The following is an 11,684-nucleotide window of genomic DNA, read 5'->3' as shown; positions in this document are numbered from 1 at the left end:
AGCCGCAGCTGAGAGGATAAATTCCGACTTGCGCACCATTGTGAGCAGCAGGAACTTGATAGCCAGATGCCGCGTTGGCAACGTAGGCGTCCGTTCCAGCGCCTTGAAGAAAACATGGATTTCGGTGGGCGTCAGTGCCCGGTCGCGAGGCTTGAACCGCGCGATGGCTGACGGCCAGATGGCTTCTGCCGGGTTGTCCACCTTCAGCCCCCTGGCCTGCACGAAACGGTAGGCCTGCAGCACGATATCGTGTGCCTGCACGGGCGAGAGCGGCGGCTCTCCGTTCCTTGATCTTTTTGCACTTGGCCATCAGGCGCGACCGTGTGATCTCTTCAAGTTTCAGATGCGCAAACTCCGTCGCGAGATTTCGGTTGTAGACAGACTTTCTCATGGCATGCGTCGACTCCGCGAGGCTGACTTTCACCAATCAGCGTATACGCCGTGCGGGCGGAGACGTCGACGAGGTGCAGCGCCGCAAGAACCGCAACAAGTCGAAGATCCGGGCGCGTGTCGAACATGTCTTCGCGGTCGTGAAGCGACTGTGGGGCTTTACGAAGGTACGCTATCGCGGGCTGGCAAAGAACGCTAATCGGGCGTTCGTCGCGCTCGCGCTAGCCAACGTCTACCTGTCGCGCAGGCAATTGATGGCATCGATACGCCCATAGTGGGCGAAAAGCGGGCAAAGTGCCCGCCCACAAGGCCCGAAAGGGTCGAAACCACACGGCTCGAAATGGGCTTCATGACTTCGAGACGTTCAAATCGCTAACACGTCGCTAATTTGGCGCCTTGTTCAGCCCAGCCCCAGGCATTGCGAGCAACGCACGCGCGCCATGGCCACTGCTTGATGCGCTGACCGGCCAGGACGATATCCATGCGGATAGTCATGAAACACCGGCTCCGCGATGGGTTCCAGATATGGTTTGATCATCTTCTGCGATTCTGTCCGACATCGTCAGGATGGGTCGTCTCGAACCGCACACGCGCTCAACGATCATTTGGGCGGGCAAGATCTGCCACCCACTGCATCTACCTACTGTAAAACGCATTTCTCAACGTATCCACGCTATAGATGAAAGGCATCGATACAATCGATTTTACAAATCGCTTCTTGTGTTGCACAGTGGGACCCGTCGTTGCGGAAATGTGAATTGAGCTGATTGATCGAACACTTCATATTTATACACCTAAGTAGTACGACACATATTTAGGCATGTCTCCATGATGCCCACACTTTTGGATTTACCTCCCGACACGCCGCCTGAGCTTACCGAAACCGTGCCCGTCGCGGCCTTCCGGATCGGACGATCGGCTGTGGAGCAGCTTACTGGCTCGATAATTGAACGAAACGGGCCAGAGCTGTGAAGGTACTCGATTGCGCATCCGAGGCGCGCGACGAGTGCCACGATCGCGCCGGACGTCGCGACGTCTATTTGACGTTTGACGACGGTCCTAATCCACTTTGCACACCGGACGTCCTCGATGTGCTGGCAGAACACCGGGTGCCAGCAACGTTCTGCGTCATCGGCGCGTACGTAGAGGACCAGCCGAAGCTGATCCAGCGAATGATCGCCGAGGGACACGAGATTGCCACTCACACGATGACTCATCCGGATTTGTCCAGATGCGAACCTGATGAAGTACGACGCGAAATATTGGACGCGAACAGGATCATCCGGATGGCGTGTGCCCAAGCCACAGTTCGGCATATACGTGCCCCTTACGGAACATGGACGGACGAAGTGGTCGCTGAAGCGGCAAAGGCGGGGCTGGCGGCTCTTGACTGGTCGGTAGACCCTTGGCGTCAGACTAGTCTCGCCCGGCGTCGATGCGATTGTCAGCGCGGTGCTGGCCTCTGTCCGGACTGGCGCAATTGTGCTCTTGCACAACGGACGTCCTCCCGGCGAGTCAGGACGGTGCTGTCATGCTGGGCTGCGCGACCAGACGCTCATGGTGCTTTCCCGCCTGATTCCAGCACTGCATGACTGCGGATTTGTAATCAGCTCGCTACCCAACCATCCTGAACAAACCGACATCTATGAATGCCATTGCCACAATCAGCACTGCCCCGGTTTTGTTGTATGCACTACTCTCGACTGTTTACAAAAGCGTACAGGCCCTCCATGGCCTACCGACGAGTGGTCCGCCGAATTCGCCCAATGCCGCCGACCCCAACTTTCTGCCGGACGTGGACGTCATCGTGCCGTGCTTTAACGAGCAACCGCGCACGCTCTCGGCGTGCCTGGAGTCCATTGCAAACCAGGACTACGCCGGTAAACTGCGCGTCTATTTGGTCGATGATGGTTCTGCGAATCTCGACGCCGTGAGGCCGGTATACGATGCCCACGCGCGCGACCCCAGATTCAACTTCATTACGCTTCCCCAAAATATGGGAAAGCGCAAGGCACAGATCGCCGCGATACGCTGTTCATCCGGGGAACTGGTACTCAACGTCGACTCGGACACGACGCTGGCGCCCGATGTCGTCAAGAAGCTCGTATTGAGAATGCGAGACACGACGATAGGCGCCGCCATGGGTCAGTTGATCGCCAGCAACCGCAACGATACCTGGTTGACCCGTCTGATCGATATGGAGTACTGGTTGGCTTGCAACGAAGAGCGCGCCGCACAGGCTCGCTTCGGCGCTGTTATGTGTTGTTGTGGTCCGTGTGCCATGTACCGCCGGTCCGCCCTCCTTTTGCTGCTCGATCAGTACGAGACGCAACTTTTTCGCGGGAAACCGAGCGACTTCGGCGAGGACCGCCATCTCACGATTCTCATGCTGACGGCAGGTTATCGGACCGAGTACGTTCCGGATGCCATTGCGGCGACAGTCGTTCCGGACAGACTGGGGGCGTATCTGCGCCAGCAACTGCGCTGGGCGCGCAGTACTTATCGGGACACGTTGCTTTCGCTGCGCCTGCTGCCCTGTCTAGATCGCTACCTTACGCTGGACGTGATCGGACTGAATCTGGGCTCGCTATTTCTCGCCTTATCGCTTCTAGCGGCGCTCGCGCAGCTCGCATTAACAGCGACAGTGCCGTGGTGGACTGCCCTGATAATCGCATCATGGACCATGATCCGCTGTAGCGTGGCATCGGTTCGCGCTCGCCAGATTCGATTTCTTGGCTTTTTTCTTCACACACCCATCAACCTCTTTCTCTTACTTCCCCTGAAAGCCTATGCGCTGTGTACATTGAGCAATAGCGATTGGCTGTCCCGTGGCTCTGCAGGCAACGTATCGAACGTTCGTGAAAAACAGGTCGATACTTCGAATCCGGTTACAAAGCCGAACGCGACTTCAGCGTCAAGATCTGCGACTCCGCACCGTCGGGAGGATCACGCGTGTGAGTCTTCAACATTAGCGACGTCCGACGAAGCATTCGATGGCGATTAGTTAATCGTACATATAGATCTCGAGTATTGCGCCAACCCAGAACCGCCCACCATTGTCACTGGTCCGCTTGAGTGCGATCGTCTCACGCAAAGGCTCGATTGTCGTCTTCCCAACGCCAGTGCATTCACCGAAATCCTGGTACTCCATTGTCAGTAACTCTCCCGCGTGGCAGGCAAGGATCGTCTATCGACCAGGGCGTTTTCAATCGCGCCGCAGCAGCAGAACGGCTTCTTTTTCTCTAAGACAAGTGCGTAATTTCCCTTCTTATCTCCATGTCCAAAGCAGCAATCAGCTTCACCGGCGTAAGGAAGTCATATGGCGACAAGATCGTAGTCGACGGATTGTCGTTTAGCGTCGCGCCTGGAGAGTGCTTCGGTCTGCTAGGGCCAAATGGCGCGGGCAAGAGCACGACGGTGCGTATGGTTCTCGGCATGGCGCCGCCCGACGCAGGCAAGATCATCGTGCTCGGGGAGCCAGTGCCGGCGCGCGCTCGCTCGGCACGTATGAGCATTGGCGTGGTGCCGCAATTCGACAACCTCGAGCCCGGGTTCACCGTGCGCGAGAACCTTCTGGTGTTTGGGCGCTACTTCGGCATGAGCACACGTGAAATTGAAGCGGTCGTGCCGTCGCTGCTCGAATTTGCCCGCCTCGAAAGCAAGGTCGATGCGCGCGTCACCGAACTATCCGGTGGCATGAAGCGGCGGCTGATGCTGGCACGCGCGCTGATCAACGATCCACAGTTGTTGGTCATGGACGAGCCTACAACGGGTCTCGACCCGCATGCGCGCCACCTGATCTGGGAACGCCTGCGTTCCCTGTTGGCGCGCGGCAAGACGATCCTCTTGACCACCCATTTCATGGAAGAGGCCGAGCGGTTGTGCGACCGACTGTGTGTGCTGGAGGAGGGGCGAAAGATCGCCGAAGGCGGGCCTCGCGCGCTGATCGCAGAACAGATCGGGAGCCACGTGGTCGAGATCCGCGGCGGCAATCCGCATGAGCTGCGCACGTTGATCGCGCCGCACGCGCAGCGTATCGAGGTCAGTGGCGGGACCGTCTTCTGCTATGTGTCCGATCCGGAACGGGTGTGTGTACAGTTGCGCGGGCGCGCGGCGCTGCGCCTTTTACAGCGTCCAGCAAATCTCGAGGATGTCTTTTTGCAGTTAACCGGGCGCGGGATGAAGGAGTGAACGATGAGAGAGTTTTATGCAGCGGCCCTGCCCGCGAACGTGTGGAACTGGGTTGCAGTGTGGCGCCACAACTATCTGGCATGGAAAAAAGTCGCGTTTGCCTCGATTCTCGGTAACCTTGCCGATCCTATGATTTATCTGTTCGGCCTCGGCTTTGGTTTCGGGATAATGGTAGGTCGCGTCGATGGCGCATCTTATATCGCGTTTCTCGCGGCGGGCATGGTCGCCACGAGCGCGATGACCTCCGCGACCTTCGAAACGATTTACGCAGCTTTCTCTCGTATGCATGTTCAGCGCATGTGGGAAGCGATCCTGTGTACACAGCTCACGCTCGGCGATATCGTTCTCGGTGAACTCGCATGGGCCGCCACTAAGGCCTTTTTTGCCGGCATCGCCGTCATGGTGGTAGCCACCGTGCTGGGTTATTCAGCGTGGTCATCCATTCTCTATGCATCGCCTGCCATCGCCCTGACTGGCCTCGCCTTCGCGAGTCTGGCGATGATCCTCGCGGCGCTTGCACCCAGTCACGATTACTTCGTGTTCTATCAAACGCTCGTTCTCACGCCCATGGTGCTCCTGAGCGGCGTGATCTTCCCGATCAGTAAGCTACCTGCCGTATTTTGCGACGTAGCGCGCTTCTTACCGCTCGCACATTCCGTCGACCTTATCCGTCCCGCGATGCTCGGACGCCCGGTGGGCAGTGTTGCCCTGCATATTGGCGCTCTCTGCATTTGCACGGTGTTGCCGTTCTTCCTGTCGGTGGCGGTGTTACGTCGACGCCTCATGTCTTAATGTTAGCTATGGCCTGTACGAGTGACTAGGAAAAACACCATGTCGTGTCAACGCGAACGCTTCGTGCATCCGCGCACGCGCCTCATCCGCCGACGGTATCCCTACAGCCCGATATAGCACCGGAAACGAGTCGCGGTGTGGGCAAACAGCAGCGTCAGCGCGCTGCTGATCGCGTACGACCTGTAGTGATGGTCGGCGAGCCACACGTCGTGGCAGCCGAACGTTTGGGCGGCCGGCGCATTACGCACGGTTTGCGTCAGCGCATCGCGCGCGTCGCCGTCGGGGTTCTCGACGTTGAGGAAAAGGCCGTAGCGTTGTGCGGAATCCTACATGGCAGGCCCTCTCGTGGAAAGACCACATCAAAGGCAAGTTTTGCGCCCACATCTCGCGGTATGTAAAGTCATGACGACGTCAGCCATGCCTCAGGCAGAAGCGCGACGCTGCGACCACGCCGCGGCTGGGCAGGCCGAGCCCGCAACACGCCGCGATGAGCTCGTCACGCTCGACGAACGCAAAGCGGACCACGGCGCGCGGTGACGCGCGCACAACCGCCGCAGCGCGACCAGCGAGTCCGGGTCGATCAGACCCAATGGGCACAGCACCCGGTAGGCGCCTGACAGCAAAGCCTCGAAGCCTTCGGCACGGCTATCGTCGTCGATGGTCCCGGTGTGATGAACGAACTCGCCTCCGGCCGCCTCCACCAGCGCACGCAGCACGGCGTTGATGCTTGGCCGCCCGCCCACATAAACCCATCGACGCCCGCTCAATGCGCGCGTCAATCCGCGGTCGTCGAGCAGCGCCTGCTCAACCGCGAACAACTCGTGCTGCAGGCTCGCGACATGTGCCCGCGCGCGCTCCAGCGACAGGCTCGCACTGCTGTCGGGAAGGCATGTGCCGCGGGTCTGATTCATGACGGGCTGCGCTTCGGATCGCACCGTTACGGCAACGGCAGGCGGCATGGGTCTCATGGAGAGCGCCTCGTGACATGGCCCGCGAACCGTTCGCCTGCTGCCGGGGTGAGAAACCAGCTACGCACCGCGTCGTTCGTGTAGCGCATCCGGCCGGCATGACGCGCGTGCGGCGCCAGCCGATGCTCGGACAGCGGCTTCGCCAAGCCCCAGAAGTCGGCGCGCAGCGCGGGCGGGAAACCGACGTCGTCGAACGCGTGCCAAAGTTGAATCAGCCAAGGTTCGCGGCCCTCTTCGTCAAACAGCAACGGCGGCCCGAAAGGCCGCCTGCAGATGCGCATGCCGCTCGCCGTAATACAGCAGCCCGCCGCAGGACTCGACCACGACGTCGGCCACCCGCGACGCGACACAATCGAAGCGGTGACCGACGCGTGCTGCCTACTCCGCTCTAAAGCAAAGCGCATGGTCCGAACACACGCCACAACTCGGCGCCTTGCAGATGAACAGGCCCTCGCGCTCGCACAGTTGCTTGTAGAGGAACTTCTTCCACTTCATGTCATGCGTATTCTTCGCGGCCAGCCGCGGAAACCAGCGGCTGATCAATGCGGACAACTCGCGCCGCGACGGCAGAAGCAGGTCTTGCCAAAGGTGTTTTTGCCCGAGGCTCGCGCAGGCCAATGCATGGGCCACGCAGTTCGCCTCGTCTGCCGGGCCGGCGCGCGGATCGGCATGGTGATTGAGCAACGCCACCAGGTCTTCCAGTTCGTCGTCACGCGGCATCGTGGCGGGCGACAAGACGCACGTAAGACCGAGCGCCGGCCCGGCACCTGGGAACCAGCGCGCGAGCATTCGGTGCGTCTGGTCGGCGTCCAGTCCGGGCATCGGCAGCACATCGACGCCGTGGTGCTCGAACCCGCTCGACAGCACGCCGGCGAGTGCCAGCACGGTGGGATCGCCCGCTTCCACCGCGCACGCCATCAGGGTTGCATAGGCGTTCATCGCGGCATCGCTCAGAGAACGGCGGCCGCGTGCGTGTAGCACTTTTTCGGGCAGATCTTCGCGCACGCGGTGCAGCCGACGCACAGTTCCCGATGCACGATAGTCATCACCTTCTTCTCGTACTCGTCGTCTTCGTCTTCGTCGTCGCCGTCCAGTGCGATGTGCGCGCCGTCCTCGTTAAGCCCGACGAGTTGCAGCACGCCACGCGGACAGACACGGAAACAACGTCCGCAACCAATGCATTTTTCTTCGTCGAGCCTGTTGACGAAGGTCGGCGTCCAGCTGGCGCCGCTCGGCAGCGTAACGCTGAAGGTATCGCTCATGATGTGGCTCCGTGGCTTCGCTGGTTCAGGCAGCTGCCTCAGCGGCAGCCTTGCGGGCTGCCATCAGCGCGGCGTGGGCGTCATGGCAGCGCTGGGCGACAGCGAGAATGTTCTCCCAATTGGTCGGGAGTTCCTCTGAGAGGTCGTGCAGGTCCAACTTCGCCTGGGTCGCTTGCGCGTTGAGTTTCTTCAGGTGCGCCTTGAGTTCATCGGCATCGGTGCTCATCGTCTCGGTCCCCTCACGATTCCTTCAGGCTCCGTACTGTGCGACGGCGGGGTACGTCCGGATCACCTCGACCGCTTCGTCGAGAAGCTTTGCGCCCGCCTCGGCGAGCTTCTCCAGCGAAGCGAAGCCGAACCGGTGTACGTCGCGCAACTGCTTGTTGACGACAACGAGCCGCCCCGAGAGCAACACCATGCGCCCGAAGCCCTCGTGGCTCATCTTCATCATCGGCGAAACCATTTGGCCGGTCTCACGCTCGATCGCCACCGCAATCGCGCTATAGAAAAGCTCGAGCCGCCACAGCGTTTCGGGGTCGGGGTCGCCCATGATCGGAATCGCGCGGCGTTCCTCCGGCGTGTGGATGTACGGCTTGAGCAGTTGCAGGTCGGTCTTTCCGTCCCACACGCCGCGGGCGTCCTGCGCGCGCAACTGCCTGACGAGCTGCTGCACAAACGGTGCGACCAGCAGCATTTCATCGCTGGCCTTGGACGGAATTGCGGATGATTCAGCCATGGGATACCTCATCGTCTTCAAAGTCGTATACACGTTCGCCACCCTTCACCAGCGCCTTGCGCAGCCACGGCGGCGGCGTGCCCTTCAGCACCTGTTGCAACTTGCCGAGAGTCTCCTCGATGGACTCGGGCCGCGGCACCTTGATCGGGTGAATCTTCAGCGCAACCACTCGCGCCGCGGCCGAGCCGCCGATTGCGGCGACGTACAGGATCGCGCAATCCTTGACGGCTTCGAGCTTGGGCACGAGCTTGTCCTCGTCGCCGTCCTCTTCGAGCTTGCCACCAAAGTCGAACGCCTCGACGAACTGGTAGCCGTCCGGTGTGACGTTGTAGGTGACGATGCTCCTCGCCCAGCCAAAATGCGCATCGACGAACTGCCTGTCCTGGGTGGCGAACGCGATCTTCATGCTGTGTGCTCCTTTAGGTGGGTCAAGCACCGGCCGCGACGACAGGAATGTTCGCTTCCCGCGCCGGATCGCGCGCGGCCAGATCGATAGCGGCCTGCGGCAGCGGCCAGTCGGCCGGATCGTGATGCGGAATCCGTTCGATCATCAGGTTGGCGATCTCAAAGATCAGGTTCATCGTGCCGCGGTAGCCGACGTAGCGTCGATGTGAGTTCCCAACCCGGTCGAAGACCGGAAAACCGATCCGGAAGAGCGGCTTTTGCAGGTGCTCGGCCATCTGCCTGCCGTGCGAATGCGTGATCAGCAGGTCGCAGTCCGCCGCGGAGCGCTCCATGTCTTCGAGATCGCCGATCACGACCTGATCAGCGGGCAGCAACGCGTGCGCGGGCGATCGCGTCGTGCTGATGCAGCAGCGCAACTGCGCGCCCATCTCGTGCAGCACGCTGCCGACCGCGAACAGCAGATCGGGCTCTGCGCCGATCGCGACCTTGATGCCTCCAGTGTAGAAATGGCCGTCTAGCATCGCATCGAGCAATTGGCTGCGCTGACGCCGGTATTTCGCGGGAACGGGTCGTCCGGAGCGCTGCGCGAGCAATTGCAGCAGACGATCGTTGGGTTCCAGTCCGGTGAGCCGCCCGAACACTTCGAACGGCGTGCCAGCGATAGCATGCAATGCCTCCGCGCCGTCGCGCGTCTGCTCGCCCACGCCGATCGTAAATGCCGATGCACCCGCGGCCCGGATCTCCGCGAGCGTGGTACCGCCCAGTGTGGTGCCGCGCCAGTCCGGTGCGATATGGCCGTCGAGCGAGCCGGAAATGTCGGGCAGCACAATGACATCGAAGCCGAACGCTTCGATGATCTCGCGCAGTTCGTCGATGTCGCCAGGCGACAGATGGCTGCCGGGCAGCAGCGTCACCTGATTGGCCACCGTTGGCAACGCCTTGACCAGCGCGTTGACGATGCCGGTAATCGCATGCCGGTAGCCGTCTTCGAATGCGCCGACATAGTCGGGGGTCGACACATAGACGATCTCAGTGTCGTTGAGTTCGGGCTTGCGCTTGCGCACGGTAACGAGATAGCCGGCCACGTCGTCGCCCTCGGTCTCGGTGAGACCTGTTGAACAGATCGCGATGACCTTCGGCGCAGCGCGCTTGCGGATGTTGAGCAGCGCGGCCTCGATGTTCTCGTAGCCGCCGAGCACCGCGGTGACTTCGTCCATGGCTGTCGTCTGCAGCGGGATCGCCTCCCTGAAGTGGCGCACCAGCAGCACGAGGCCGAACGACGTGCAGCCCTGCGAGCCGTGCATCACGGGCATGCAGGCATCGAGCCCAAGGAACGCGAGGCTCGCGCCCAGCGGCTGGCTCATCTTGAGCGGATTGACCGCACAGGCTTTCATAGATTCGACGACATCGGCCATGGCATGTTCTCGAGTTCGGGGGCGTCAGGTCGGTGTATACCGGGTTCGAGGCTCATCGCCCCCACCCCGGGGCGCTCGACGGCGGGCGCGCGGCTTGCGCTTGGACCACACCGAGCGCTCCCCCGTCGTCGCCCCACGGAGCAGGGATCCGCACCTGTTGCCACACCGGGCTGTAGATCGCGCGGTCGATCTCATGCACCAGCTCGACGATTCCCTCGTAGCCGCCATAAGGGTGGTGGCGTTCCTGATTGATGTCGAGCCACGGTATGCGGGCCTTCAGTGCGACGAACTGTGAGCGGCCACCCGACAGCATGATGTCGGCCCGCGCGTCCCTGAGCATCGCGTACATCTCGCGCGGAGTCATGCCGTCGATCATGTGGGCGTCGTCGCCCATGATCTCCTTGATCTTGTCCTTGTCTTCCTTGGTGCTCTTCTTGACGCTGGTGCCGACGATTTCGAGCCCTGCTTCCTGCAGCGCGGAAACCACCGACCAAGACTTCACGCCACCTGTGATGAGCAACACCCGCTTGCCGGTAAGGCGCGCTTTGTACTGCGCGATGCGCTCCCACGCGCGCGCTTCCTCGACGGCGATCAGGCGCTCGGTCCGCTCGAGCAGATCGTCCGGTGCGCCCTGCTGCACGAGCAGGCTGGCGATATGGCGCAGCGTGTCGCTCATGTCGCCGATCCCATAGAACGAGCCCTCGAAGTAAGGGATGCCGTAGCGCCGCTGCATCTTTGTCGCGATGTTGATCATCGACTTCGAGCAGACCATCATGTTGACCTTGGCGCGATGCGAACTTGCGATCTCGTTGTAGCGCCCGTCGCCGGAGATGCACGAGAGGATACGGATGCCTAGCGCGTCGAGCAGCGGCTTGGTCTGCCAGAGTTCGCCCGACAGGTTGTATTCGCCAATGACGTTGATGTCATACGGCGTCGTGTACTCGGGCTCGCGCGTGCCGATCACATAGTTGAGGATCGCCTCGCCGCCAAGCTTGTTGCCCAGATTCTTCGGCCCTGCGAAACCGGGGGAAATGACCGGAATCACCGGCTTGCCAAATTGTTCGGTGGCGCGCTTGCAGACTGCCTCGATGTCGTCGCCGATCAGCGCAGTGACGCAGGTCTGGTAGACGAACACTGCGGGCGGATCGTATTTCTCGATGATTTCGCGCACGCTCCTGAACAGGCGCTTCTCGCCGCCGTACACCACGTCGAGTTCGTTGATATCGGTGGTGAAGCCCGTGCGATAGAGTTGCGAACCGGACGAAGCGGCGTGCCGGTTGTCCCACGAGTTACCTTCACAAGCAATCGGCCCGTGCACGAGGTGTGCGACGTCCACCACCGGCTGCAAAGCGATCTTCGCGCCGTCGAACGCGCACCCGCCTGCGGCCGAACCCGGCGAAAGCTGCTTCGTGCAGCCCCTTTTGCGTTCCTTCTCGCTCTTGCCTTGATTCTTGTCGCAACCCGGCTCGTCGAAAACTTCGGCGATTTGGGCATTGAGCGAAGCAGACATGATGTGCTCCTGATG

13 protein-coding genes and 2 pseudogenes are annotated in these 11,684 nt (G+C 61.1%); 5 read left to right on the top strand and 10 right to left on the bottom strand.

The features are described from left to right. Window positions 1-9: 9 nt before the first annotated feature. Window positions 10-421 (bottom strand): annotated as a pseudogene (locus C0Z16_RS04070) (tyrosine-type recombinase/integrase); the annotation flags it as partial. A gap of 1 nt (window position 422) precedes the next feature. Between C0Z16_RS04070 and C0Z16_RS04065 the strand changes: the two are divergent. The 5 genes and pseudogenes from C0Z16_RS04065 to C0Z16_RS04045 form a co-directional block, all read left to right on the top strand. Continuing rightward, window positions 423-665 (top strand): annotated as a pseudogene (locus tag C0Z16_RS04065) (transposase); the annotation flags it as partial. Window positions 666-1,358: 693 nt separating this feature from the next. Then, window positions 1,359-1,982 carry a polysaccharide deacetylase family protein gene (locus C0Z16_RS04060; RefSeq protein ID WP_244201158.1) on the top strand — a complete coding sequence of 208 codons (624 nt, stop codon included), beginning with the start codon at window positions 1,359-1,361 and terminating at the stop codon, window positions 1,980-1,982. A 53-nt stretch (window positions 1,983-2,035) separates the two neighbouring features. Further along, window positions 2,036-3,394, top strand: a complete 1,359-nt coding sequence (gene nodC, locus C0Z16_RS04055; protein ID WP_102630893.1) for a chitooligosaccharide synthase NodC — start codon at window positions 2,036-2,038, stop codon at window positions 3,392-3,394. A gap of 272 nt (window positions 3,395-3,666) precedes the next feature. Continuing rightward, a complete protein-coding gene (gene nodI, locus C0Z16_RS04050) occupies window positions 3,667-4,581 on the top strand; it encodes a nodulation factor ABC transporter ATP-binding protein NodI (protein WP_102630892.1) in 915 nt (304 codons plus the stop codon). Window positions 4,582-4,584: 3 nt separating this feature from the next. Then, window positions 4,585-5,373, top strand: coding sequence for an ABC transporter permease (locus tag C0Z16_RS04045; protein WP_071336654.1), 789 nt, complete (start codon window positions 4,585-4,587; stop codon window positions 5,371-5,373). A 422-nt stretch (window positions 5,374-5,795) separates the two neighbouring features. On the opposite strand, the gene C0Z16_RS04035 is transcribed toward C0Z16_RS04045, so the two are convergent. The 9 genes from C0Z16_RS04035 to nifE form a co-directional block, all read right to left on the bottom strand. Beyond that, a complete protein-coding gene (locus C0Z16_RS04035) occupies window positions 5,796-6,284 on the bottom strand; it encodes a DUF2325 domain-containing protein (protein WP_146014276.1) in 489 nt (162 codons plus the stop codon). 53 nt (window positions 6,285-6,337) lie between these two features. Then, window positions 6,338-6,589: a hypothetical protein gene (locus tag C0Z16_RS04030; RefSeq protein WP_322786927.1), complete on the bottom strand. Its 252-nt coding sequence runs from the start codon at window positions 6,587-6,589 to the stop codon at window positions 6,338-6,340. Between the two features lie 130 nt (window positions 6,590-6,719). Then, a complete protein-coding gene (locus tag C0Z16_RS04025; RefSeq protein WP_102630890.1) occupies window positions 6,720-7,280 on the bottom strand; it encodes a nitrogen fixation protein NifQ in 561 nt (186 codons plus the stop codon). A gap of 11 nt (window positions 7,281-7,291) precedes the next feature. Then, entirely contained in the window at window positions 7,292-7,603 is a 312-nt protein-coding gene (gene fdxB / locus C0Z16_RS04020) for a ferredoxin III, nif-specific (protein ID WP_102630889.1), read from the bottom strand. A gap of 25 nt (window positions 7,604-7,628) precedes the next feature. Beyond that, a complete protein-coding gene (locus tag C0Z16_RS04015; protein WP_018423155.1) occupies window positions 7,629-7,829 on the bottom strand; it encodes a CCE_0567 family metalloprotein in 201 nt (66 codons plus the stop codon). Between the two features lie 24 nt (window positions 7,830-7,853). Next, on the bottom strand, window positions 7,854-8,339 hold the full coding sequence (locus C0Z16_RS04010) for a NifX-associated nitrogen fixation protein (RefSeq protein ID WP_027193738.1): 486 nt from the start codon (window positions 8,337-8,339) through the stop codon (window positions 7,854-7,856). Then, the gene (nifX, locus tag C0Z16_RS04005; protein ID WP_027193739.1) at window positions 8,332-8,745 is read right to left on the bottom strand and encodes a nitrogen fixation protein NifX; all 414 of its coding nucleotides are present in this window, start codon (window positions 8,743-8,745) and stop codon (window positions 8,332-8,334) included. The genes C0Z16_RS04010 and nifX overlap by 8 nt, the downstream gene beginning before the upstream one ends. A 22-nt stretch (window positions 8,746-8,767) precedes the next feature. Beyond that, window positions 8,768-10,159, bottom strand: coding sequence for a nitrogenase iron-molybdenum cofactor biosynthesis protein NifN (gene nifN / locus C0Z16_RS04000; protein WP_102630888.1), 1,392 nt, complete (start codon window positions 10,157-10,159; stop codon window positions 8,768-8,770). A 52-nt stretch (window positions 10,160-10,211) separates the two neighbouring features. Further along, window positions 10,212-11,669, bottom strand: coding sequence for a nitrogenase iron-molybdenum cofactor biosynthesis protein NifE (gene nifE / locus C0Z16_RS03995; RefSeq protein ID WP_102631009.1), 1,458 nt, complete (start codon window positions 11,667-11,669; stop codon window positions 10,212-10,214). Between the last annotated feature and the right edge of the window lie 15 nt (window positions 11,670-11,684).

The sequence above is a fragment of the Paraburkholderia rhynchosiae genome (genome assembly GCF_002879865.1).
GTDB classification, from domain to species: domain Bacteria; phylum Pseudomonadota; class Gammaproteobacteria; order Burkholderiales; family Burkholderiaceae; genus Paraburkholderia; species Paraburkholderia rhynchosiae.
The sequence above is the reverse complement of the archived record's forward strand: the minus strand, read 5'-3'. Positions and strand labels throughout refer to the sequence as shown.

Bases quoted from the DNA above. Each gene is read 5' to 3' on its own strand.
- nodC (WP_102630893.1), top strand. From the start codon at position 2,036: ATGAATGCCATTGCCACAATCAGCACTGCCCCGGTTTTGTTGTATGCA.
- nifX (WP_027193739.1), bottom strand. From the start codon at position 8,745: ATGAAGATCGCGTTCGCCACCCAGGACAGGCAGTTCGTCGATGCGCAT.
- nodI (WP_102630892.1), top strand. From the start codon at position 3,667: ATGTCCAAAGCAGCAATCAGCTTCACCGGCGTAAGGAAGTCATATGGC.
- C0Z16_RS04025 (WP_102630890.1), bottom strand. From the start codon at position 7,280: ATGAACGCCTATGCAACCCTGATGGCGTGCGCGGTGGAAGCGGGCGAT.
- nifN (WP_102630888.1), bottom strand. From the start codon at position 10,159: ATGGCCGATGTCGTCGAATCTATGAAAGCCTGTGCGGTCAATCCGCTC.
- fdxB (WP_102630889.1), bottom strand. From the start codon at position 7,603: ATGAGCGATACCTTCAGCGTTACGCTGCCGAGCGGCGCCAGCTGGACG.
- C0Z16_RS04045 (WP_071336654.1), top strand. From the start codon at position 4,585: ATGAGAGAGTTTTATGCAGCGGCCCTGCCCGCGAACGTGTGGAACTGG.
- nifE (WP_102631009.1), bottom strand. From the start codon at position 11,669: ATGTCTGCTTCGCTCAATGCCCAAATCGCCGAAGTTTTCGACGAGCCG.
- C0Z16_RS04010 (WP_027193738.1), bottom strand. From the start codon at position 8,339: ATGGCTGAATCATCCGCAATTCCGTCCAAGGCCAGCGATGAAATGCTG.
- C0Z16_RS04015 (WP_018423155.1), bottom strand. From the start codon at position 7,829: ATGAGCACCGATGCCGATGAACTCAAGGCGCACCTGAAGAAACTCAAC.
- C0Z16_RS04035 (WP_146014276.1), bottom strand. From the start codon at position 6,284: ATGAATCAGACCCGCGGCACATGCCTTCCCGACAGCAGTGCGAGCCTG.